The 23,117-nt window shown below is 73.3% G+C and carries 21 protein-coding genes; 9 read left to right on the top strand and 12 right to left on the bottom strand.

The genetic code is table 11. The features are described 5' to 3' along the window. Nucleotides 1–189: 189 nt before the first annotated feature. From WMF20_RS48315 to WMF20_RS48305, 3 genes are all read left to right on the top strand, one after another. Complete coding sequence (locus WMF20_RS48315) at nt 190–1,311, top strand: hypothetical protein (RefSeq protein ID WP_437608663.1); 1,122 nt, start codon at nt 190–192, stop codon at nt 1,309–1,311. A gap of 194 nt (nt 1,312–1,505) precedes the next feature. Beyond that, nucleotides 1,506–1,832 (top strand): YtxH domain-containing protein, encoded by a 327-nt coding sequence (locus tag WMF20_RS48310; RefSeq protein WP_237244791.1) that lies wholly within the window; start codon nt 1,506–1,508, stop codon nt 1,830–1,832. Between the two features lie 296 nt (nt 1,833–2,128). Further along, nucleotides 2,129–2,542, top strand: coding sequence for a hypothetical protein (locus WMF20_RS48305; protein ID WP_237244790.1), 414 nt, complete (start codon nt 2,129–2,131; stop codon nt 2,540–2,542). Between the two features lie 167 nt (nt 2,543–2,709). Here WMF20_RS48305 and WMF20_RS48300 read toward each other — a convergent pair whose 3' ends face one another. The 3 genes from WMF20_RS48300 to WMF20_RS48290 all read right to left on the bottom strand — a co-directional run bounded on the left by WMF20_RS48300 (nt 2,710) and on the right by WMF20_RS48290 (nt 6,034). Beyond that, a complete protein-coding gene (locus tag WMF20_RS48300) occupies nt 2,710–3,021 on the bottom strand; it encodes a hypothetical protein (protein ID WP_437608661.1) in 312 nt (103 codons plus the stop codon). Between the two features lie 518 nt (nt 3,022–3,539). Continuing rightward, nucleotides 3,540–4,253: an HAD family hydrolase gene (locus tag WMF20_RS48295; protein WP_129580579.1), complete on the bottom strand. Its 714-nt coding sequence runs from the start codon at nt 4,251–4,253 to the stop codon at nt 3,540–3,542. A 2-nt stretch (nt 4,254–4,255) separates the two neighbouring features. Then, a complete protein-coding gene (locus tag WMF20_RS48290) occupies nt 4,256–6,034 on the bottom strand; it encodes an AMP-dependent synthetase/ligase (protein ID WP_437608658.1) in 1,779 nt (592 codons plus the stop codon). A gap of 365 nt (nt 6,035–6,399) precedes the next feature. Between WMF20_RS48290 and WMF20_RS48285 the strand changes: the two genes are divergently transcribed. Continuing rightward, nucleotides 6,400–8,430 (top strand): serine/threonine protein kinase, encoded by a 2,031-nt coding sequence (locus tag WMF20_RS48285; RefSeq protein WP_437608656.1) that lies wholly within the window; start codon nt 6,400–6,402, stop codon nt 8,428–8,430. Nucleotides 8,431–8,444: 14 nt separating this feature from the next. Here WMF20_RS48285 and WMF20_RS48280 read toward each other — a convergent pair whose 3' ends face one another. From WMF20_RS48280 to WMF20_RS48265, 4 genes are all read right to left on the bottom strand, one after another. Beyond that, nucleotides 8,445–9,140, bottom strand: a complete 696-nt coding sequence (locus WMF20_RS48280) for a hypothetical protein (RefSeq protein ID WP_437608654.1) — start codon at nt 9,138–9,140, stop codon at nt 8,445–8,447. A 127-nt stretch (nt 9,141–9,267) separates the two neighbouring features. Further along, nucleotides 9,268–9,636, bottom strand: coding sequence for a YXWGXW repeat-containing protein (locus tag WMF20_RS48275; protein WP_437608652.1), 369 nt, complete (start codon nt 9,634–9,636; stop codon nt 9,268–9,270). Continuing rightward, nucleotides 9,618–10,583: a prepilin peptidase gene (locus WMF20_RS48270; RefSeq protein WP_129580575.1), complete on the bottom strand. Its 966-nt coding sequence runs from the start codon at nt 10,581–10,583 to the stop codon at nt 9,618–9,620. Before WMF20_RS48270 ends, WMF20_RS48275 begins: the two co-directional genes overlap by 19 nt. 7 nt (nt 10,584–10,590) lie before the next feature. Further along, nucleotides 10,591–10,854 (bottom strand): hypothetical protein, encoded by a 264-nt coding sequence (locus WMF20_RS48265; protein ID WP_237244789.1) that lies wholly within the window; start codon nt 10,852–10,854, stop codon nt 10,591–10,593. Between the two features lie 86 nt (nt 10,855–10,940). Between WMF20_RS48265 and WMF20_RS48260 the strand changes: the two genes are divergently transcribed. Continuing rightward, nucleotides 10,941–12,239 carry a formylglycine-generating enzyme family protein gene (locus WMF20_RS48260; RefSeq protein WP_437608650.1) on the top strand — a complete coding sequence of 433 codons (1,299 nt, stop codon included), beginning with the start codon at nt 10,941–10,943 and terminating at the stop codon, nt 12,237–12,239. Between the two features lie 42 nt (nt 12,240–12,281). Here WMF20_RS48260 and WMF20_RS48255 read toward each other — a convergent pair whose 3' ends face one another. From WMF20_RS48255 to WMF20_RS48235, 5 genes are all read right to left on the bottom strand, one after another. Next, nucleotides 12,282–12,731, bottom strand: coding sequence for a YbjN domain-containing protein (locus WMF20_RS48255; RefSeq protein ID WP_437608648.1), 450 nt, complete (start codon nt 12,729–12,731; stop codon nt 12,282–12,284). Between the two features lie 169 nt (nt 12,732–12,900). Next, nucleotides 12,901–14,136: a hypothetical protein gene (locus WMF20_RS48250; RefSeq protein ID WP_437608646.1), complete on the bottom strand. Its 1,236-nt coding sequence runs from the start codon at nt 14,134–14,136 to the stop codon at nt 12,901–12,903. Beyond that, on the bottom strand, nt 14,133–15,263 hold the full coding sequence (locus WMF20_RS48245; protein ID WP_437608644.1) for an alpha/beta fold hydrolase: 1,131 nt from the start codon (nt 15,261–15,263) through the stop codon (nt 14,133–14,135). The genes WMF20_RS48250 and WMF20_RS48245 overlap by 4 nt, the downstream gene beginning before the upstream one ends. Before the next feature lie 42 nt (nt 15,264–15,305). After that, nucleotides 15,306–15,536: a TIGR04563 family protein gene (locus WMF20_RS48240; protein WP_012241296.1), complete on the bottom strand. Its 231-nt coding sequence runs from the start codon at nt 15,534–15,536 to the stop codon at nt 15,306–15,308. Between the two features lie 134 nt (nt 15,537–15,670). Beyond that, nucleotides 15,671–17,653 (bottom strand): aconitase family protein, encoded by a 1,983-nt coding sequence (locus WMF20_RS48235; RefSeq protein WP_437608642.1) that lies wholly within the window; start codon nt 17,651–17,653, stop codon nt 15,671–15,673. A 245-nt stretch (nt 17,654–17,898) separates the two neighbouring features. Here WMF20_RS48235 and WMF20_RS48230 point away from each other — a divergent pair, with 245 nt between their 5' ends. The 4 genes from WMF20_RS48230 to WMF20_RS48215 all read left to right on the top strand — a co-directional run bounded on the left by WMF20_RS48230 (nt 17,899) and on the right by WMF20_RS48215 (nt 23,101). After that, complete coding sequence (locus WMF20_RS48230; RefSeq protein WP_437608640.1) at nt 17,899–19,248, top strand: protoporphyrinogen/coproporphyrinogen oxidase; 1,350 nt, start codon at nt 17,899–17,901, stop codon at nt 19,246–19,248. Further along, nucleotides 19,245–20,006: a glycosyltransferase gene (locus WMF20_RS48225; protein WP_437608638.1), complete on the top strand. Its 762-nt coding sequence runs from the start codon at nt 19,245–19,247 to the stop codon at nt 20,004–20,006. The genes WMF20_RS48230 and WMF20_RS48225 overlap by 4 nt, the downstream gene beginning before the upstream one ends. An 84-nt stretch (nt 20,007–20,090) precedes the next feature. Then, the gene (locus WMF20_RS48220) at nt 20,091–21,875 is read left to right on the top strand and encodes a glycerol-3-phosphate dehydrogenase/oxidase (protein ID WP_437608636.1); all 1,785 of its coding nucleotides are present in this window, start codon (nt 20,091–20,093) and stop codon (nt 21,873–21,875) included. Continuing rightward, a complete protein-coding gene (locus WMF20_RS48215; protein WP_437608634.1) occupies nt 21,854–23,101 on the top strand; it encodes an FAD-binding protein in 1,248 nt (415 codons plus the stop codon). Before WMF20_RS48220 ends, WMF20_RS48215 begins: the two co-directional genes overlap by 22 nt. The last annotated feature ends 16 nt before the right edge of the window (nt 23,102–23,117 follow it).

Genomic DNA, 23,117 nt, shown 5'->3' with positions numbered 1-23,117 from the left:
GCCGCGCGCGCGGGCCACATCCCGACGTGAACGCGGCTTCACGGCGCGCGCGCGGGCCGCCGAAATGCGCCGCGTCTCGCTGGGCTTGTTCGGGGCATGTCGCTTGCTACGCTCGTCCGGTCGCGACCGTCACGCGCGAGGGCGCCGCCCCTCGACGCCGGGCGGCCGAATGCCTTCGGGAGACGGTGAATGAAGCGACTTACTCTGCTGGGTCTCGCGAGCGTGCTGGCGCCCCTCCTCGCGGGTTGCCCCATCTACGATGACGCCGACAGCCACTTCTGTGATGCAGAGGACTGCGGGCCCGGCATCCCGAACTCGAACGGCTGTGACGAGCCGGCCGACTGCGGGATCAACGAGACCTGCGGCGAGGACAACGAATGTCACGTCGGCGACTGCACCGCCTGGGGGTGTAGCGACGGCTTCGAGTGCGTCGTCGACGACGATCACACCGCCTCGTGCGTCGCGACCGGCTCGACCGGGCAGGGCGGCGGCGGCGGCGGCAGCGACGCGGTGTACTGCGGCAACCCCGACGACTGCGCCGAGGGCGAGACCTGCGCGCCGGACGGCACCTGCCAGCCGGGCAGCTGCGATCAGGTCCTCCCGAGCGGCGAGCGCCTCGGGTGCATCCACGGCTATGTCTGCGAGGGCGCCGGCGACGACGCGACCTGCGTCCCGGCGACCCCGGCCGCGTGCGGCGCCGACGCCGACTGCGCCAGCCTCGGCGCCGGCTACCTCTGCGTGAGCGGCATCTGCACCGCGCCCCAGGACCAGTGCATCGACCAGACCCAGTGTCCGGTCAACGACAAGTGCGTCGAGGGCAAATGCACGCCCGCCTGCAGCGAGGACGCGGACTGCCCCAGCAGCTACCGCTGCGACACAACCCTCGGCATCTGCTCCCAGCCTGCGCAGCCCTGCGTCATCACCGACGACTGCGGCGGCCCCTCTGCCGTCTGCGTCGACGGCGCCTGCGTCCCGAGGAGCGACGGCGAAGACTGCCCCGAGGGCGACGTCCGGGTCGAGAACGGCTGCATCCCGAATCAGTCGAGCAACTTCGTGTGCGGCGAGGATGGGGCGCAGGACGTCTGCGCGCCGGGGTCGCTCTGCCTGCACCACAGCTGCTACATCTCGTGCGGCCCGTCGAACCCGAACGCCTGCGACAACCAGTCGCCCTCGCTGAGCGAGTGCAGGACCGTGACGACGTTCTCCGGCGTGCACCAGGTGTGCGGGTCGAGCGAGAACCTCGGCGGCGAGTGCGATCCCGAGACGTCCTGCGCCGACGGCGGGATCTGCGTCGACGGCTTCTGCCGCTGACGCCGCGGCGCTCCCCCGCGTCACCCTCGCTCTCGGGCAGGGCGCCCGCGCGCCCTGCTCCCTCCGTGCGCAATATGCCCTTGGCATGCGCGCTGCCTCACGTCCCGCCGGTCACCGTTCCAACCAACGTGAATCCACGCTGAGGGATGCGCGATGCTCGCGCCCCGCACGCTGTGTGAACCGACGGAGCCACAATGAAGGCAACCGATCTCGTCAATTACATGGCCGACATGTTCCCCTACAGGAGAAGGAGCTCACTCGACTGGATCATCCCCGTCTCGGTCGGGCTCGGCCTCGGCGTCGCGGTGGGCGTCGGGGTCGGCGTCCTGGTCGCGCCGACGTCGGGTGACGAGGCGCGCCGCCGGCTGCGCGACAGCACCGGCCGGCTGCGCGAGCGCGCGGAGAAGGTCAAGGATCGCGCCCTGGGCGCCGCGCGGCGGGCCCAGGAAGAGATCCAGGAGAGCACCAGCGCGCCCCCCACGGGGGAGCGCTCGTTCGCCAACGACCTCGGCGTCCGCTGAGCGAGCCCCCAGCGCAGGGCGCGAAGGCGCCGCACCGTCCCAGCGCGGCGCGGCGCCTTCCATCATTTCCCGAACGCTTTCCGGCGGCCGAGCGACATCTGCGCAGCCGGAGCGGCACAAGCGATGCTTTTCCGAGAGCAGATGGATTGAGCGAGACACCTCGCGAAGCGCGTCACAGGGGTCCTCGGCGAATGATGTATTACCGGACGCTCACTGCATTCTTCCCAGGCCGCACGGAAGCCGCGGGCGCGCTTGGCCGCCTCCTCGCCCTGGGCGTCGCGGCCGAGGACATCAGCATGGTGCCCAAGCAGCACACCCGTCTGGACGAGCTCGAGCTGACCATCCACAGCAAGGCGTCCGAAGGGGCCGCCTTGGGCGCTGTGATCGGCGGGCTCGTCGGGGGCGCGCTCGCCGCGATGACGGCCGGAGGCGCGCTGATCATCCCGAGGCTCGACGCGTTCCTGGCGGGGCCCATCGTCGCGTGCCTCGCTGGAGCGGGCGCCGCCGGCGCGGCCGGCACCCTGCTCGGCGCCGTGCTGGGCGCGCGCTTGCCCGAGTACGAGGCGCGCCGGCTCGACGAGGCCGGCAGCGCCGGCGGCGGCGCGGTGCTCTCGGTCCGATGTCTGCCCGACGTGTCCCGCAGCGTCGAAGAGGTGCTGAGCGAGAGCGGCGGTCGACGCATCCGCAAGACGTACAGCCGCCGAGCCTGAAGGGGCTCGCCCGGCGCAGCGCGACGGTGCGAGGTGGGACGGCGCGCTCCCCGGGGGGCAGCGCGCGGCATCTGGGGGGACGGAGGTGGGGCAACGCGCCCGCGCACGACGGCGGACGCGCGTCCCGCGCACCGGCGGCGCAGGGCGCGCTCGCGCGGGCGCGGGGCTCAGGGCGACGAGCCGAGCTGGCCCTGGGACCGCGCCTGCTCGTCGAAGAAGGTACCGACCGCCTGGGCAAAGGTGCCCTTGACGTAGCTGCGGGTCGCGAGGGCCCCGAGCCTGCTGAGCACGCGCGGCGTCAGGCCCCCGCCGAGCAGGAACCCGAGCCCAGCCGCCGCAGCGAGCGCGACGTGCGGGTTCTCTCGCGCGAACGCCGAGACCGCCCGCGTGACCTCCGTTGCATCGAGCCGGCCGAGCGCGTCGTCCGCCTTCTCCCCCGCGTCGCGCTCCCGTGTCGCCTCGACCTCGCCTTCCGTCATGGTGACCTCCTCAACCCAGCCGTGTAACGACCCGTCCGATCAGGTAGCCCACCGCGGCCACCGCGCACAGCGTGGCCACGGGGCGCTCTTGCACGAGCGAGACAAGCCGCTCGTCCGCGCGGCGGACCTCGCTGAGGACGCGAGGGACGACGGCGGGGACGTCCGCTTGCCGCACTCCGCTCCCGGGCTCTTGTTCGAAGCTTGCATCCTTGACGACCATCGTGAGCCGGCCTCCAGCAACGCCCGAACCATCCGGAAGACGTGCATCGGATGCACGATCCGGAGACCGCCGCGCCGGCGCGGGGCAGCAGGGCGAGCAGATCCAGGAGCGAAGCGCGCGCGACGCGCGCGGGGCGGCGGCGCCTCCCGGGACGTTCGTGCTCACCGAAAGGAGAGCGCCAGGGGAGCGCCGCCCGTGGTGGTCTCGCGCGCCGGCCGCGCCCTCGCGGGCCACCGCCGTCCAGGTGACGGGCGCCGCGCGCGCGGAGCCCGCGCCGACCGTGACGGCGGCGGACCGCCTAGAACCGCACGCCGAACGCCCGGAGCGCGCGGCGCAGCGCGTCCGCGCCGTCGCACACGGCCACGCGATCGGCGTCGGGCCGCGCCGCGGCGCCCTGCGGATCGCCCTTGAACCAGACGGCCCGCATCCCTGCCGCGAGCGCGCCGTCGACATCTGCGGCGAGCGAATCGCCCACGTGCACCACCGCGGCGAGCGGCGCGCCGAGGCGCTCGGCCGTCCACGCGAAGATCTCCCTGCCCGGCTTCTCGAACCCGAGCCGCCCCGAATCCGCGATCGCCACGAAGTGCGCAGACCAGCCGAGCTCTTCGACCAGCTCGGCGAGCCGGCCCTCCGAGTTCGACAGCACCGCGACCGGCACGCCGGCCCGCCCGAGCTCGACCACGACGTCGATCATCCCGGCGATCGGCCGGCGCCAGAGGTTCTTCCGGGGCTGCTCCGTCCAGAGCCAGTCGACCGCCGCGCCGACCGCGCCGGCCGGAACGCCGCCCGCCTCGAGCAGGCGGCCCATCATGATCTTCCACGGGTGCCCGCCGAGCCCGCGCCGGATCGCGTCGTTGTAGACGCGCCACCCCTCGTCGACCCCGCCGTCCAGCTGCTCCCGGGACACGGCGATGCCCCGCTCGGCGAGGCGGACGGAGAGCATCCCGGTGTCGAGCTCCACCAGGGTCTGGCCAAAATCGAAGGAGACGGCGGTCGCGGGCTCGTTGCGCATGATTACTCGGCGTACATCGCCTCGATCTCGCGCGCAAAGTTCTGGCTCACGCTGCGCCGCTTGATCTTCAACGTCGGCGTGAGCTCGCCGTCCTCGATGGTGAAGCCGCGCGGCAGGATCGAGAACTTCTTGATCGTCTCGACCTGCGCCAGCTCACCGTTCACCTCGTCGACGGCCCGCTGCACGGCCTCCCGGAGCTCGGGCGACGCGTGCGAGAGGTCGCCGCTCAGCCCGCGCTCGGCCGCGAAGCGCTTCACGGCGTCGGGCGCCAGCACGAGCAGGGCGGTGAGGAACTTGCGCCCGTCGCCGACGACCACCGCCTCGGCGATGAGGTCGTGGCGCTTCAGCGCTTCCTCGATGTTCTTGGGGGAGACGTTCTTCCCGCCGGCCGTGATGAGGATCTCCTTCTTCCTCCCGGTGATGTGGAGGAACCCCTCCTCGTCGAACCTGCCGAGATCCCCCGTGTGGAGCCAGCCATCGACCAGGGCCTGCGCCGTCGCCTCCGGGTCCTTGTAGTAGCCGAGGAACACGGTGGGCCCCTTGACGAGGATCTCGCCGTCGTCGGCGATCCGCACGTCCATGCCCGGCACCGCCGGGCCGACGGAGCCGAGCTTCGTCCTGCCCGCCAGGTTGTAGCTCGTCGCGCCGCTCACCTCCGACTGGCCGTAGACCTCGGTGATCAGGAGGTCGAGCGACGCGAAGAACTCGAGGAGCTCCTTCGCGATGGGGGCCGCGCCGGTGCTGCACACGTGCGCCCGGCCGAGCCCGATGGCCGCCTTCACCTTCGAGTAGACCAGCTTGTCGTAGAGGCGGTGCTGCAGCGCGAGCAGCGGCCCCGGCTGCTCGCCTCGGGCGCGGAGCTCGCTGTGCTGGAGGCCGACGCGCCGCGCCTGCTCGAGCGTGAATTTCTGGAGGCGCTTCGCCCCGGCGAGCTTCGCTTCGATCCCGGCCCGCATCTTCTCCCAGACGCGCGGGACCCCGAAGAAGGCGGTCGGCCGCACCTCCCGGAGGTTGTCCGCGAGCGCCTCCATCGACTCGGCGAAGTACACGGCCGCGCCGACCGAGGCCGGGAGGTGGATCGTGAACATCTGCTCGGCGATGTGCGACAGCGGCAGGTAGGACAGGCCGATGTCCCAGGGCGAGAACGGGACGATGCGCGCCGCCACGTCGGCCGCGCTCGTGAGGTTCTCGTGGCTCAGCATGACCCCCTTCGGCGGCCCCACCGTCCCGGAGGTGTAGAGCAGCGTCCCGAGCCCCCGCGGCTCGAGCGCGTCGAGCCGCTGCTCGAACAGCTCGTCCGGGACGCGGCTGCCCCTGGCGAGGAACTCGTCCCACGACAGGACCCGCGGATCGCCCGCCTCCGCCGTGCCCCGCATCAGCACCACCCACTCGAGCTGCGGCAGCCGATCCCACTGGCGGACGATCTTCTCGAGCTGGGCCCTGTTCTCGACCAGCACCAGCTTCGAGGCCGAGTGGTGCACGACGTGGCGCACCTCCTCGGGCGAGCACGTCGTGTAGATGCCCGCGGGAGCGCCGCCGACGGCCATGCCGGCCACGTGGAGCACCACCCACTCGGGCCGGTTGAAGCCGAGGAGGCTCAGCGCGTCGCCGGGCGCGACGCCGAGCGCGATGAGCGACTTGCCGGCGCGCTGCACCTCGCTCGCGTACTCCCGGAAGCTGGTCATCCTCCAGAACCCCCCCTCCTTCACGTAGTGGGCTGGAGCCTCGGGCCGCACCTTCGCCTGACCCAGCAGGCGCCGCGGAATCGAGTCACAGGGCATCGGCCACCTCATCACGAGACATGGTGCGCACGTCGAGGCGAGCTTCTCACACTCTCCTCCCAGGTACAGAAACCTCGCAGACCGTGACGCTTCTCACAATAGCAGGCGCCGCCTCGGGTTGCCGAGGGGAGACGCCCCGCTGCGCTCGTGTGTCCAGCGGCGCTCCGATGCCGGCCTCGGCGGTCCTCGAGGCTGGAGGCGCGCTCAGGTGCGGGGCGCCCGGCGATGGTTATTGCTGCGGTTACGGGCTGGACGCCGGCGCGCCGTCGTGGGCGCGCCGATCCGCGTCCGCCCGCCGCTGCGCGAGCGATTGCGCGCGCTACCGTCGGCTTGACTGGACGGCGTTGGATCAGGACCATTCTGCGGTGAGCGAGCACAAGGGGACGAACGACGAGGCTGACTGGGCGGTGGACTCCGCCCGCAGCAACGAGCTCGCCGCCTCTGGCCCGCCGGAGCATGTGCAGGCCGCGATCGACGCCCGGACCCTGCGCTCGCGGCAGCTGCCCGCCCCTGTGGCCTCGGAGCCCCCGCCGACGATCCCCATGCGGCGCCCGGACCGCGACGCGCCGACCGCCGTCGGCCGGGATGCGCCGCCGGATGCGCCGCCGTCCCCTCCCGACCGGCACGCGCGCAGCCTCGGCAAGTACCGGTTCATCGCGACGCTCGGGCGCGGGGGCATGGCGGACGTGCACCTGGCGGTCGCGGTGGGGCCGGCAGGCTTCAGCAAGCTGCAGGTCATCAAGCGCCTCCGGCCCAACATCGCCGACGAGCCCGAGTTCCGGGACATGCTGCTCGACGAGGCCCGCCTCGCCGCCCGGCTGAACCACCGCAACGTGGTGCAGACCAACGAGGTCGGCATCGCGGACGGCGAGTACTTCATCGCCATGGAGTACCTCGACGGGCAGCCGCTCAGCCGGGTGATCTCCCGCGCGCGCGAGCAGGAGCGCGCGATCCCGCTCGCCGTGCGGCTGTGGATCCTCAGCGAGGTGCTGGCCGGCCTCCACTACGCCCACGAGCTCGTCGACTACGACGGGACGCCGCTCAACGTCGTGCATCGCGACGTCAGCCCCCACAACATCTTCATCACGTACGACGGCCAGGTGAAGATCGTCGACTTCGGGATCGCGCTCGCGGCGCACCGCGTGGTCGAGACGCAGGCCGGCACGCTGAAGGGCAAGGTCGCGTACATGGCGCCCGAGCAGGCGTTCTCGCACTCGTCGCAGATCGATCGGCGCGCCGACATCTTCTCGGCCGGCGTCATCCTCTGGGAGATGCTCGCCAGCCGCCGGCTCTGGCGTGGGCTGACGGATCCGCAGATCATCTCGCGCCTGATGCGGGACATCCCGGACGTGCGATCCGCGCGCCCCGACGTGCCCGTCGATCTCGCGCGCATCTGCGCCCGGGCGCTCGCCCAGGCGCGCGACCGGCGCCATTCGACGGCCGCCGATCTCCGCGCGGAGCTCGATCGCTGCGCGGAGCGCCTTGGAGAGCAGGTGACGGCCGAGCAGGTCGGCGAGCTCGTGAGCGCGCTGTTCGCGAGCGAGCGGGCCGAGATCCGGACGATCATCGATCGCCAGCTGAAGCAGCTGCAGGAGCACGGCCCCGACGCGGGGGGCGCGGAGCTCGGCGGCCGCGCGTCGAGGCTGCCTTCGCTGCCGACGCGCGAGCCGCTCGACTCGTCTCCTTCCGCCGAAGAGGGGGCGATCACGGCCTCTGATCCCTCGGCGCCCGCGCGCCCTCTCCACCGCTCGAACCCTCCGCAGGCGACGCTCCACGCCGTCGTGCGGACCGAGCCGGCCCCGGCCGCGCAGCCCGGGCCGGCGCCGCGGCGCTCGCGGCTGCCGCTCGTCGCGGCGGCCGCGGTGGTCGCGCTGATCGGCGCCGCGACGGTGTACCTGAAGGTGCGCGATCCGGGTCGGCCGAGCGCCCGCGCGATCGCGCCGCCGGCCGAGAGCGCGCCGCCCGCGCCAGCGCCGCCGCCGCCCGCGCCCTCCTCGTCGGCGGCCGAGAGCAGCCCTCCGCGGCCCGGGACCGACGCCGCGCTCCTCCGGGCGTCGATCAAGGCGAGCCCGGCCAGCGCGAAGATCCTCGTCGACGGGGTGGAGCTCCCGTCGAACCCCTTCGACGGCAAGCTCCTCAAGGACGGCGCGGCGCACCGGATCGAGATCTCCGCGCCAGGCCACGTCGCGCAGCGACGGATGCTTGTGTTCGACAGGGACATCGAGCTCGAGGTGACGCTCCATCAGGCGCCCAAGGGGCCCGCCCCCTCCCCCGCGATCACGGCCGCGGCGAGCGCCGCAGCGACCACCACCGCGACCTCCGCGACCTCGCAGCCGGTTGCGCCCCCTGCCGAGGCGGATCCGACCATCCCGCCGCCGAAGCCCGACCCGTACTGATGCGGCGGACGCCGTTATAGATCGCGGTAGCCCGTGGGCGGATCCACGAGCTTGGCCGCCTTCGCCACCCCGCGGAACACGTAATCCGAGTAGCTGTAGGGGCCGTCCGACCACACGAGAAAGTCGTCCTCGAGCACCCCGTTCGGCGCCCCCTCGCAGAGCTCCGGCGCCGCGAGGACGGGGCCTTCGTTGTAGATCGGCGCCGACGCGTTCACCTCCTCCTCGGCCTCCTCCATGGCGGTCAGCGCCCCGGCGTGCCGGTCCGCGTCGAGCTCGTCCACGGGGTACAGCTCCCAGTCGAGCAGCACGAGCTCCGGGTGCGGAGGATCGTCCGGGGCCGACTCGAACGGGGCGTGCGCGGCCTCGGGGAGGCCCGTCCGCGCGAGCGCCTCGAGCAGGCGATCCCGGTAGCGCGGCGCCGCCGCGTCGGGGGTCCAGAAGGCCGTGAGCGCCGCGATCACCTCCTCGGTCTTCGCCTCGCGCCACAGCGACGGATCGCGCGAGCCGAGCTCGAGCCCCCGCTCCTTCTTGAGGCGCGCCTCGAAGGCGGCGGCGTGCGGCGCGAACTCCGGCAGCTCGGCGAGGGCGTGATCGACGGACCAGTGGAGCCGGTGATCGACCTCGCGCACGTAGCGGTGCTTGCCGAGAGCACGGAGGAGGCGGGCGATTTCGTCGGGTGTGCGCGCTGCGAACGACCAGGCAAGCATCATGGGGCTGGGCTCATCGATCCGTGCAGGTGACGGCGCGCCGCGCCCGCTCGCCGGCGCCGCTCAGGCGAGCACGGGCGTCGAGCAGCTCGGCACGGGGTGACTTTCCATCGCGCGGACGCGGCGTCGATCACTTCTTGCCGGGCACGTGCCATACCCCGGCGAACCACACCAGGGATCCGTCGGCGCGGCGCACGGTGGCGGTGGGCGCGAAATACCCGCCCGGCGGGACGGCCTCCCATCGTCCCGGCTGCCACGCCCAGCGGCGGCTCCGCCACTGCCACTCGCCGTCGATCCAGACGAGGCCCGGCTTCTCGGGCGGCGAGATGATCTCGACGCGCGCCGGCGGCGGCGGGTAGGGCACGACCACGGCGGGCTCGCTCGGCAGGTGGGGGCCGGTCGGAGGCAGCGGGAGCGAGCTGCCGCAGCCCGCGAGGGCCAGGGGCAGCGCGAGCGCGCGCGCGCGGCGGAGCAGGACCTTCATCCAGCGTCGATCCATGAGAAGTACGCCTCGAGGATGTCGCGCCCGACGAGCAGGCACTCCAGCGTCGCGAGCGCGAGGAACGGGCCGAAGGCGATGCGGGCCTGGCCGAACCCCTCGCCGGGCTCCTCCGCGAGCGGATCCTGCGCGAGCTCCTTCTCGGCGGCGGCGCGCTCCTCGGGGGACATCGCCGAGAGCTCGGCGCGGATCTGCTCGCGCTCGAGGCGCACCGCCTCGGGCTCCTCGATGCTCCCGCGCAGGAGCAGCAGGGCGATCGCCACGATCGAGCCCTGGACGGCGCCGGCGCCGAGCACGAACAGCGCGCCCCCCCAGCCGAACCAGGCGCCCGCCAGCATGAGGAGCTTCGCGTCGCCGAGGCCCATGCCCACGCGGCCGCCGCGGAGCCGAGGGTAGATCACGACGAACGGGAGCCAGACGACGGCAAAGCCGACCGCGGCGCCGAGGAGCGCGTCGGTGAAGCCCATCGAGCGCAGCGACGCGGTGGCGACGCCGAGCACCGCGCCGCCGATCGTGATCCCGTCGGGGATGTACATGTGCTCGAGGTCGATGAACGTCGCGGCGACGAGCCCGAGCGCGAGCGCGAGATCGGCGGTGTACGTGGCGAGCGCGTGGAGGATCGGCGTCGACCAGGGGAGCCGGAGGATGATGAGCTCGACGATGGCGAGCGACAGGACGCCGCCGACCGCCTCGACGAGGGGGTAGCGCGGCGACACGGGGGCGCCGCAGCAGCGGGCGCGGCCGCGCAGCAGGAGGTAGCTGAGGACGGGGATGTTGTCGTAGGCGCGGATCGGCGTGCCGCACGCGGGGCAGCGCGAGCCGGGGCGGACGACGCTGAGCTCGCGCGGGACGCGGTGGATGACGACGTTGAGGAAGCTCCCCCAGAGGAGGCCGAAGCACAGCGCGAAGGCGCGCAGGAACCACGGGGGGAAGTCGGCGAGCGTCACCTTCGGCTCATGTCCTCGGGCTCGAGGCGGCGAGCCGGAGCATCATCGTGAGCGCCTGCTCGAGCTCCGCGACCGTGGGCTGCACGGGGTTCTCGGAGAGCGCCGCCTTGAGATCGACGAGGCGCCCGCCGAGCTCCTGGTAGTGGCGGCGCACGCCCTCGGTCGGCGCCTCGGCGACCCACCGCCTCACGATCTCGCGCAGCTCGTCGAGGTCGCTGCCGGCGAGGAGCTGCGCCATCTGCGAGGCCATCGGATCCGGTGCGTCGCTCACGCCCTGCCCCATCCCGGCCAGCATAGCGCGGGCACTTTGACGGGCGAGGGGTCCTGCGACATAAGGCGGAGCGCTTTCGAGGAACCGTGCCGACGAGGACGCCCGCCGCTGCCCTGATCCTGCTGGTCGCCGCCGCCATCGCGGGAGGGGCGGGCTGCGACCGCGCGGAGCCGCAGCCGCAGCCGCAGGCCGGGGAGAAGCGCGCGGACGGCGGCGCGCCGGCGGCGCCCGCGCCGTCCGGGAAGGTGCTCGAGGCGGCCGAGAACGAGTCGCCCGCCGCGAGCGCGAGGCCGCAGGCCGGCGCGGTGCCGGCGGGGCCCGCGCGCGTCGAGATCCCCGCCGGGAAGCTCGTCGCGGGCAGCACGCCCGGGGACAAGGGGCGCGATCCCGCGCTGGAGCCGGCGTTGCTCGACGTCGAGCTGGGCGGCTTCACCATCGATCGCTACCTGTACCCGAACGATCCGGCGCAGCCGCCGCTCACCGGCGTGACGCGGGCGCGCGCCTCGGAGCTCTGCGAGCAGGCCGGCGGCCGGCTGTGCACCGAGCTCGAGTGGGAGCGCGCGTGCAAGGGCCCCGAGGGGACGCCCTACGCGGGCGGGGCCGCGTGGGATCCGGCGTGCGCCAAGGCGCCGGCGTCGTGCGCGTCCGGGTTCGGCGTGCTCGGCATGGGGGCCGCGCTGCGCGAGTGGACCGCGAGCGACGTCGCGCCGATCGAGAACCTCCAGCCCAAGGCCGCGGCCGTGCGCGGGGCGACGGCGAGCGCGAGCAGCGTGGATCACCGGTGCGCGCGCCGCGCGGCGGTCGATCCGGGCGCGTCGGGCGACGACATCGGCTTCCGGTGCTGTCACGGCGCGCCGAACGCGGCGTCGATCCCGTCGCCGCAGTGGCAGCAGACGTACCGGCGCGCGGAGATCGGGCCGCAGCAGGTCGCGGAGCTGCTCGCGTCGGTGCCGCAGCTCCGCGATCTCGGCGGGGAGGTCACGTTCTTCAAGGAGCCCGACGACGTGAAGGTCGTGCTCAGCCGGGGCCGGACGCGGCTCTCGCCGAGCGGCACGCCGGCGCTCCAGCCCGAGGCGAGCCCGCCCCCGAACACGACGCTCACCACCTCGCCGCTGCTCTGGAACCCGGTGCCGGGCGAGGAGGTGCTCGTGGTGACGGGGAAGTCCGACGATGACTCGTTCATCGTCGCGTTCCTGAAGCTCCCCGGAGACCGCTACCGGATCGCGTCGTCGCTGCTGCTGAAGGGCGATCGGGGGCCGATCGCGCTCGGCTTCAACGGTTACGTGCGGCGGCGGCTCACGTGGGCGACCTGCTGGGATTGCCGGGGCGAATCGGGGAACGTCACCTACCGGGACGACAACCGCGTGGTGATCACGCAGAGGTGATCGCGCCGGGCGCTGGCAGGGCGCCGGCCCCTCCCCGGCCGCTCAGGTGTCGGTGCCGAGCAGCGCGTGCCGGTACGCGGTGGCGTACTCGATGATGCGCTCGACCGCGTCGACGAACTCGGAGCGGTCGAGCGACTCGGTGGGCAGCTCGGCGCACAGCAGGATCTCGTTGCGATCGCCGAGGGCGAACTTGGCGATGCGCATGTCGCGGTTGGCCTCGAGCAGGTGACGGAGCAGGCCGAGCATCTGGCCGGTTTCCTCGGCCAGGGGGGTCAGCCTCGCCCCGGCCTCGTCGCGGCCCTGCATGTCGATGGAATCGAGCACGCCGAACATCGAGAGCACGACCCAGTTCTCGGTGCACTGGACGAAGAACGGCGGGAGATCGACGACCCCTTCCTCGCGCGGGCGGATGCGCAGGGTCGACGGCTTCGTCAGCTCGACGCTGTAGCCGATGTCTTCCGTCCAGCGCTGCAGGGTCGCCACGTCGATCACGGTTCACCGTGATCGCCCCGCTGCCGCCGGAGATCAAGATGCGCGCGCGGCGAGGCGCTCGCGCTGGGCCGAGGCGGGGCGCCGCCGCGCGGAGGAGCGAGGCTCCGCGGAGCGGCGCGCCTCGGGCCGCCGCGCGCCGCGGCGGCCGCGCTCCGGCAGGGGATCCGCGCTAGAGGCTGAGGACGGCGTCCTCTCCCCTGCCGGCGATCTTCGCCTCGATCAGGCTGAGCAGCGCCTGCCGCCGCTCCTCGAGCTCGACGAGGGCGCGCGGCGGCACCAGCTCGTCCTCGATCCCGCCGGGGCGCAGCGCCGCGGCGGCCTGCTCGGGGCCGAAGCGCGCGAGCGCGTCGCGGAGCGCCCGCGGGAACCGCGCCGCTTCCACCAGGCGATCGAGCTGCCGATCCAGCTCGTGCGACTTCACGTGCAGCGGGAACGCGCTGGCGTTGGCCTCGAGGCTGAGGGCCCCCGCGCTCACGTCGATGACGATCTCCTTCCGGAGCCCGTTGCCGGCCAGGTAGTCGAGCGCGAGCACCTCCAGGTAATCGCGGAGGATGGAGGCGCGCTCGCCGCGCGCCGGCGAGCGCGAGCGCGCCCAGCGCGCCCACACGTCGAGCTCGGGCGCGTCGTCGAACCGGACCGACCGCCGGCGGGACGACACCCAGCGCGGGCCGGGCGGACCGGGCGCGGGCGCGAGGACCAGCGCGTCGACCGTCCCATCGTTCATGACCGCGAAGCGGCGCAGCAGCTTGCGCCCGTTCGGCTCGCGGCCGATGAGCGCCGCGAGCTCGCCGATGCCGATCCGGCGCGCCGTCGCGGCGGGCACGACGTGCGCGCCGAGCGCCCTCGCCAGCCGGTAGAACGCGACCGGATGCCGGAATGCGAGCGGGGCCTTCTTCTGCGCCGGCGCGAGCTTCACCTTCACCTCGCGGGGCCCCGCGCCTTCGGCGCCCACGCCGAAGGCCAGGATCGCCTCGAACCGACCGTCGGTCGGTTTGCCCGTGAGCCGAAGCGCGCGCAGCGGAGAACGCTGGAGCGCGCGCGCGACCTGCGCGTCCCCTGCGGCGCTCGCGACCTGCGCGTCCCCTGCGGCGCTCGCGACCTGCGCGTCCCCTGCGGCGCTCGCGACCTGCGCGTCCCCTGCGGCTCCAGCGCGCGGCGCCGGGGACGCGGGCGGCTCGCCCGATGAGCGCACCGGGGCCCCGCCGGGCGCAAGCGCGACCTCGTTCTCCGCCAGCGCCGCGATCGCGCCGGCGGACCCGCCGCTCGGCTCGGACGACGGCCGCGCGCACGAGGCCGCGATCAGCGCTGCGGCGACGAGCAGGCGCCGCGCCGCCGCGCCGCCGCGCGGTCGCAGCCGCCCGCGCGCCGGTCCGGGCGCGGGTGCGTCTGGCGCACGGCGGCTCATCGATCGTTCGAGAGCCCGCGTGGGTCCCCTGGCGAGGGCCCTTCCTCGGCCGGAGGCTGCGCCGACCCATCCATGGCCGGAGGCTGCGCCGACCCATCCTCCGCCGGCCGTTGCGACAGCTCCCCGCTGTCCGGCGCCTGCGAGGGCCCGACGCTCGCGCCGCTGCTGTCCGGCGCCTGCGAGGGCCCGACGCTCGCGCCTTTCCCGACCGGGGCTCCACCGAGGACGCGCTCGAGCAGGAACTGCTCCACGCGCTCGATGACCATCTTCTTGCGCTCCAGCGGGACGACGTGCGTGCCGCCGCTGACCATCATCAGCTCGCCGCGCGGCAGCGCCGCCGCCATCTCCTCGGCGAGGCGCGGCGGCGTGAACGTGTCGCGATCGCCGGCGATCACGAGCGCGGGCAGATCGATCTGCGGGAGCAGATCGATCGTCGAGTGCTCGCCGGCGCTGCGCAGCATGTGGAGGAACATCGAGAAATCGATGTCGACCATGTGCCGCATGTACGGCAGCAGATCCGCCGGGGTGACCGCGCTCGCGTCGACCTCGCGGGCGAGCAGCGCGATCCGCAGCGCCATCGGCGCGGGTACGCGGCTCCAGATCGCCCGCGCGATGTGCGGGTACGCGTCGACCTGCTCGATCAGCCGCGGCAGGAGCTGCGCGAGCACGTCCGTGCCCTTGAAATGATGCGTGATCCTGCCGGACGAGCCGCAGATCAGCACGAGCCCGCGCACCCCCTCGCGGTGGGTCCGCAGGTGCTCCAGGATGACCTGACAGCCCATCGAGTGCCCGAAGAGCACCACGGGGCCGTCGCCGATCGCCGCGCGCACCGCGGCGAGATCGCTCGCGTGGTCGCGGAGCTCGACCGCCTTCGGATCGACCGGCAGGCTGCTCCGCCCGTGGCCGCGATAGTTCCAGTGGGCGACGTTGACCGTACGGGCCAGGTCGTCCCACAGGTACTTCCAGATGAAGCCATCGCACGCGATGCCGTCACAAAGCACCGCGGTGAGGCGTTCCGAGCCCGCCCCGACCCCGCTGGCCAAGCTTCCGATGCCGCCGGGACCTTCCCGGTAGCGGACATAGATCCGCGTGCCGTCCTTCCCGGCGGCGAAGAGCTCTCGACCCATCGATCCCCGAGCGACGCGGCTTACGCGAGGCTCGCGGCGATGTTAGTCGCCGCTGTCCTCGTCGTCAGCCACGTCGTTGACACTCGGAAGCTTTTTGATGTCTATCCGCGCCAGCTTCCACGCGCGCTGCACGACCCAAGAAAGCGAGCGATCGAGCCGCGCCGCTTCCTCCTTGATTTCCTGCAGCATCGACTCCGGAAAGTAGAGGCTCTGCTTCCGCTTGTCCGTCTTCGAGGCTTCGTTGTTTTTCGCCAGCGTGTCCTTGTCGGTCATACGCTCTTGGGGCTCCTCCCGATCCGCCACAGAAGAGCACCTTAGCGTACGGCGCACTTCCGTGGAAAGCATTCGTTTTTCCATGATGCCGATTGCGGCCACTATGTGTGTATCTCCGCGATAGGCGCTCTGCGTCATGACTCCGGGAAAGCGATTTTCCCCGCGATCGCGCTGGCCGCGACGATCAGGGGACTGGCCAGGTAGACCTGGCCGGGTCCGCTTCGGCCCGGGAAATTCCGGTTGATGGCCGAGACCGTGACCTGATCCTTGCGGTCGGATACACCGGGTCCGGCCTTGATGCACGCCCCACAGGAGGGGTCGACGAGCTCAGCGCCCGCCTTCTCGAAGATTTCGAGGTAGCCCTTCGCCTCGGCGTAGCGGCGGATGTCCTGGGAGCCGAACTGGATGTAGAGGTGCACGCCGTCGGCGACGCGCTTGCCCTGCTCCACCGCACGGCGCAGCACCGACGCGTACATGTCCATGTCGGCCTTCTTGCCGCCCGTGCACGAGCCGCCGTACGCGATGTCGATCTTCACGTCGCCGCCCGCGACCTCCCGGAGCGACCGCAGCGGCACGCCGTTCCGCGGATCGCCGGGCGTCGCGACCATCGGCTCGATCGCCGCGAGATCGATGTCGAACGTCGCCACGTACTCCGCGCCGGCGTCCGCGCGCACGACGCGCGCGCGCACGGCCTCCGCGGCGAGCCCGCGCTGCTCGACGAGGTAGCGCACGATCTCCTCGTCGGCCTCGATGATGCCGGTGAAGCCGCCCGCCTCGACCGCCATGTTCGTGAGCGTCGCCCGCTCGTCGAGCCCCATCGCGCGGACGCCGTCGCCCGCGAACTCGAGCACCTTGCCGATGCCCTGGCCGGTCTTCCAGAACGGCTGCGAGAGCAGGAACAGCATCACGTCCTTGGCGGTGACCCCCGGACCGAGCCGCCCGGTCAGGTTGAAGCGCACCGACTGCGGCACCGCGACACGGACGTCGCGCGTGAGCCACGCGTTCGCCATGTCGGTCGAGCCGACGCCGAACGCGAAGCACCCGAGCGCCCCCGCCATGCACGTGTGCGAGTCGGTGCCGGCCACGATCTGCCCCGGCAGCGCGAGCTCCTCGATCACCTTGTTGTGACAGATGGCCTCGGAGCCCACGGTCCTGCCGTCGCGCTCGACCTCGCCGTACAGCTTGATCCCGTGCCGCTCGGCGAAGGCCTGCTGCACCGTCGCGAGCGAGGCTGCCTGCTCCCGCAGGCCGAGCTTGAGGTGCACCTCCGGCATCACGCGATCGAGGAACGTGAGGTGATCGCGGAAGGCGAAGACGCTCTCCGGCTCGGTCACGACCGCGTCCGGCCCGAAGCCCGCCCGGAAGAGCGACTCGGCCATCGGCGTGACGTACTCGTGCGAGAAGCGCACGTCGATGCGGACGAAGAGCGCGTCGCCCGGCTTCACCGCCGGGACCCCGATCTTGCCCGCCCTCGCGTCCACGATCGCGTGCGCCGCGATGATCTTCTCGCACAGGGTCATGGGCCGCGGCGGCGTGTCGAGCGTGGGCGACGAGACCTCGCCGGCCATCCGCGCCTTGTTGTAGGCGAAGAGGCCGCCGTACTCGACGACGTCGGCGCTGATCGGATCGAGCCCGCGGGTGAACTCGCCGATCGGGATCTCGTCGCCCCGCGCGAGCCGATCGAGGAGCGAGAAGTCGGTCGTCGTGAGCAGCCCGATGTTCTGGCAGTTCTGGCCGTAGATCTTCTCGATGCTGCGCGCGACCACGATCTGGATCCCGGCCTCGCGCTCCGAGTACGGCGCCGTCTCGCGCGAGCTGCCGCACCCCTTCGAGCGCCCGCTGACGATGACGCCGAAGCCGCCGCTCTTGATGGCGTCGCGCTCGATGTGCCCACCGCGCAGCCCGACCAGGCAGTACCGGGCGAGCGTCTCGTCGTAGTAGTAACAGACCCAGCCCGGCGTGAGCTCGTCGGTCGAGATGTTGTCGATCAGCGTGTGCTGCGCGGGATCGAAGCGAAGCTCGCCGCCCGCCAGCTGCTGCTTCAGCAGCTCCGGGTCCTCGGTCAGGTAGAGGATCCTCCCGGTGACTTGGACCGATTTCCGGCGGGGGATGGGCATCTTTGACCTCGGATACCTCGGACGCCCCAGAGCGCTCGGCGCGCGCGACGGGACCTAGACACACCTAGTCGCTCTGGGCGGAGGCGCCAACGGCGGTCTTCGCCGGCGCGCGCGGAGCTCGGGCCGCCTCACGCCGAGGGCAGGAAATCCAGCATGGGCGAGCGTCGCCGGCCGGGCACCGCGCCTTGACCGCGCACCGGGGAGGTGGTGTCTTCGCGGCCGCGGCCGCGGCCGGGCCGCGAGCGATGACCCGACCCACGATTTCCAGCGTTCCCGTCGCGATCCTCGGCGCCGGCCTGACGGGCATGGCGGCCGCGTACCACCTCGGGCGAGCGGGCGTGCCGCACCGGCTGTTCGAGCGCCTGCCGCGCCCGGGCGGCCACGCGATCACGCTCGAGGACGGCGGCTTCCGCTTCGATCGGACAGGGCATCTCCTTCACCTGCGCGACCCGGCGACCCGGGAGCTCGCGCTCGGCTGGCTGGGCCCCGACCCCCTCGAGATCGAGCGGCGCTCGATGATCTGGTCGAACGGCACGTACACCCGCTATCCGTTCCAGGCGAACACCTTCGGCCTGCCGCCCGCCGTCGCCTACGAGTGCCTCCGCGGCTTCATCGACGCACACTTCGCCGGGGACCGGCCCGAGCCCAGGAATTTCGAGGAGTTCTGCCTGGCGCATTTCGGCGAGGGGATCAGCCGCCACTTCATGATCCCCTACAACAGCCGCCTCTGGGGGGTGCACCCGAGCGAGATCACCGCCGACTGGTGCTCCCGCTTCGTCCCGTTGCCGAAGCTCGAGGACGTGCTCGCCGGGGCGGTCGGGCTGAACGACCGCGAGCTCGGATACAATGCGAAGTTCCTCTACCCGCGGCTCGGCATCGGCCAGCTGACGCACGGGCTCGCGCGGGCGCTCGCCGAGCAGCGGCCGCGGGACGCGGGCACCCCGGCGATCGAGCTCGGCCGCGCGCCCGCGGCGATCGACTGGCGCGCGCGCGAGCTCGTGTTCGACGACGAGATCGTCCGGTACGACGTGCTCGTCTCGTCCGCGCCGCTGCCCGCCCTCGTGAGGCTCCTCGCGGACGCGCCTCGATCCGTCGCCGAGGCGGCCTCCCGGCTGCGCTGCACGCACCTCCACTACCTCGACGTGGCGCTCGACACCCCGTGCGGGCAGCCGCTGCACTGGGTCTACGTCCCGGAGGCGAAGTACCCGTTCTACCGCGTGGGCTGCTACTCGAACTTCTCCCCCGCCATGGCCCCGCCGGGCAAGGCCGGCCTCTACGTCGAGCTCGCCGATCGCGCCGAGCCCGATCTCGCGGCGCTGCTCCCCCGCGTCGCGGAGGGCCTCGTCGAGATGGGCCTCATCCCTGCCCCGAGCGCCATCCGCTTCGCCCGGCTGCGCCGCATCGACTACGCGTACGTCGTGTTCGATCACAGCTACTTCGGGTCGCTGGAGGCCGTGCGGCCGTTCCTCGAGGGCCAGCGCATCCTCTCGTGCGGGCGGTACGGCGGCTGGAACTACTCCTCGATGGAGGACGCGCTCCACTTCGGGCGCGACGCGGCGCTCCGCGCGCAGGCCCTCCTCGGAGGTGCGCCGTGAGCGCTGCCGACCCCGGCCGCGAGGCCGATCCCGGCCGCGAGGACGCGGGCGAAGCGCCGGAGATCTCCATCGTCATCCCCGTGTACAACGAGGAGGCGATCCTCCACGCCGCCGTCGTGGACCTGCGCGAGCGCCTGCTGCCGTTCGGATGGCGCTGGGAGCTCGTGCTCGCCGAGAACGGCTCGCGCGACGGGACGCTCGCCATCGCCGGTGAGCTCGAGCGCAAGTACGCGGAAGTGCGGCACTTCTCGATCGGCGAGCCGAACTACGGCGCCGCGCTCCGCGCGGGCATCGAGCGGGCGCGCGGGCGCTTCGTCCTCTGCGACGAGATCGACCTGTGCGACGTGGACTTCCAGCGCCGCGCGATCGCGATGCTGCGTGCGGGCGGCGTCGACATGGTGATCGGCTCGAAGCTCATCCAGGGGGCGCGCGACGACCGCCCGTGGGCGCGGCACGCGGCGAGCCAGATGTACAACGGGCTCCTCCGCGCCACGCTCGGCTTCCGCGGGACGGACACGCACGGGCTCAAGGCGTTCCTGCGCGAGCCGCTCCTCGGGATCGTGCGCGAGTGCGTCGTGGACAAGGACGTCTTCGCCAGCGAGCTCGTCATCCGCGCCTACCGGGCGGGCCTGCGGATCGAGGAGATCCCCGTCCGCGTGCTGGAGAAGCGGCGCCCCTCGATCAACCTCACGCGCCGCGTCCCGAACGTGCTCCGCAACCTCGCGAAGCTGACCTGGGCGATCCGGGTCCGCGGCTGACGGCCGGCCTCGGCCAGCATCTGCAGCGCCGCGCGCGAGGCTGGGCCCGCTCGTGGAAAAGTTCTGGCATGCTATACGCCGCAGGTGACGATCCTCCCCTCGAGCGCCGCAAGGCCGGCCCGCCGCGCCGACACCGACGTGGACGTCGTGGTCATCGGCGGCGGTGTGAACGGCGTGGGGGTCGCGCGTGATGCGTCGCAGCGGGGCCTGAAGGTCGCCCTCTTCGAGCGCAACGATCTCGCGTTCGGCGCGAGCGGGAACTCGAGCGGCATGATCCACGGCGGGCTCCGGTACCTGACCAGCGATCCGCACGTGACCGAGAACTCGTGCCGCGACTCGGGGCACATCCAGGCGATCGCGCCGCACCTCTTGTTCCGGATCCCCTTCCTTGTCCCGTTCGAGAACGCGAGGCACGGGCGCATCCTCTACACGCTCGCCGACGGCTTCTTCGAGGCGTACGACAAGTACCAGCCGCTCAAGCGCGGCAAGCCGCACGCGCGCCTCTCGCCCGACGAGCTCCGGCGGCTCGAGCCGGGGCTGCACGGCGATCTCGTGGGCGGCTTCAGCTTCGACGAGTGGGGGATCGACGGCGCGCGGCTCTGCATCGCCAACGCCGTCGACGCGATCGAGCGCGGGGCCAAGGTGTACGTCGGGCACACGGTCGAGCGGATCGAGCGCCGCGAGGACACCGGCGAGGTCGTCGCCGTGCGCTACCGGGACCGCGTGACCGGCGAGGGCGGGCGGCTCCGCACGAGCGCGGTCGTGAACGCGACCGGCGCGTGGTCGCCGATCACCGCGTCGCTCGCGGGACTCCCCGCCGCGAGCTCGCGGGTGCGGCCCGGCAAGGGCGTGCACGTCGTGTTCGACCGGCGCCTCACCAACTACGCGATCATGGCGAGGACGATCGACGGCCGTCAGATCTTCCTCGAGCCCTGGCAGAACATGAGCGTCATCGGCACGACCGACGACGACTTCTACGGCGACCTCGATCAGGTCCGCGCGACGAGCGAGGAGGTGAGGTACCTGGTCCAGGGCATCGCCCGCGTGTTCCCGCAGATCCACGAGGCGCGCGCGATCGGCACGTACGCGGGCGTGCGGCCCACGCTCTACGCGTACGGGCCGACCGAGGACGCGCTCTCGCGCGAGCACCAGATCGTCGACCACGCGGCGCACGGCGCGCCGGGCCTCTACTCGATGATCGGGGGGAAGCTGGCCAGCTTCCGGCTCTTCGCCCAGGAGATGACCGACGTCCTCGCGCGGCGCTTCGATCTCGGCGCCCGCTGCGTGACGCACACGACCGCGCTGCCCGGGGGCGACCGCGCCGTCGACGCGCTCGCGCTCTCGCGGCGGCTGGAGATCGACGCGGTGGCCGCCCGGCGGCTCGTCTACCGCCACGGCTCGCGCGCGCTCCGGATCGAGGAGCGCGTGCGCGAGCGGCCGCGCGAGGCGGCGACGGTGTGCCCCTGCGAGCCCGTCATCGAGGCCGAGGTGCGCTACGTCCTCCGGCACGAGCTCGCCCGGAGCGTGGCCGACGTCGCGCGCCGCACGCGCCTCGGCCTCGGCGCGTGCGGGGGCATGCGCTGCGCGGCGCGGTGCGGGCAGATCGTGGCGCAGGAGCTCTCGCTCCCGCCGCGCGACGGGATGCGGCAGGCCGTGGAGTTCCTCTCGCGGCAGGCGATGACGCGCGCCGTCGCGCTCGGCCCGGAGCAGGCTCGGCAGGAGGCGCTCGCGATCGCCAGCGTGCGGTCGGAGCTCGGCGCGCCCGCGGGCGACGAGGCGACCGCGGCGGCGTGCGAGGACAGCGATCGCCGGCCGACGCGCACCGCGCGGGAGCCGGAGGAGAGGGCGTGGCGCGATCGATCCTCGTGATCGGCGCCGGCGTCGCCGGGCTCGCCGCCGCGTGGAGCGCGCGGCGGCGCGGGGCGCAGGTCACCGTGATCTCCGCGGGCGTCGGGGAGACGGCGCTCGCGGGCGGCGCGGTCGACGACGTCCCGTGGGAGCAGGTCGAGCGCGCCGCGCGGCTGCTCGGCAGCGATCTGCCCGCGGGCGATCTCGCGCCGGCGGCGAGGCAGTTCGCCGCGGAGCTCGGCCTGTGGGACGTGCCGCAGGCGTCCGGCGTGCGCCTCGCGACCGTCGCCGGCCGGATCCGCCCCGCGCGCGGCAGGGATCGCGCGCTGCTCGATCTCGGGTCGCTCCGCCGCACGCGCGTCCTCATCCCGCGCGCCGCGCGCGCCGCTTGGGACGCCGACGCGCTCGCGGAGGCGCTCACGGACGAGCCGTTCGCCCGGGCGCGGGGGCTCCGCTTCCTGCCGGTCGACGCGCCGGTGCTGCGCTTCGACGACGAGCGGCAGATCGCCGACGGCGACCTCGCGGCCCGGCACGACGATCCGGCGCGGCTCTCCTGGCTGCTCGATCGGCTCCGGCAGGCGCTCGAGGGCGCGGGCGGCGCGGGGGCGATCCTGCTCGGCCCCTGGCTCGGCGCGCGCGCGCCGAGGGCCGACGCGCTCGCGGCGCGCCTCGGCGTCCTCGTGGGCGAGGCGGTCATCGGCGCCGGCTCGCCGGCGGGGCTCCGCTTCGAGGCGGCGCGCGACGCGCTGCTCGCCGCGATCGGGGCGGCGCGGCGCCACGGCCGCGTGCGCGCGGTGGGCGGCGACCCCGGGGGGCCGGGCGGACCGGGCGAGGGCGTCGCGGTCCACGTGGAGGGCGAGGACGTGCCGCTCGCCGCGGACGCGGTGATCCTGGCGATCGGCGGCCTCGCCGGCGGGGGCATCGCGTATGCCCCGCCCGAGCGCGGCGCCGGTCCCGACCTCCCGGCGCGCGGCGGCGCGCCGTTCGCGCTCTCGATCGACGCGCCCGTCACGCTGGGCGACGCGCGCGGCGCGTTCGGCGTGGTGAGCTCGATGCAGGGCCCGGAGCTCGACGTCGTCGCCTGGCCGCGCGGCGAGCGGCCGGGCGCGCTGGAGTCGGTGGGCGTGCGGTGCGAGGGCGTCCGCGCCGCCCCCGGGATCCTGGCGGCGGGGGCGACCGTCGCCGGGAGGGCGCGCACCGTGCTCGACGCGGTGACGACCGGGCTCCGCGCCGGCGCCGAGGCCTGACGCCGGCCGCGGACCG

The organism is Sorangium sp. So ce834, from assembly GCF_051521425.1.
GTDB classification, from domain to species: Bacteria; Myxococcota_A; Polyangia; order Polyangiales; family Polyangiaceae; genus Sorangium; species Sorangium cellulosum_D.
This window is presented reverse-complemented; position numbering and strand designations above follow the sequence as displayed.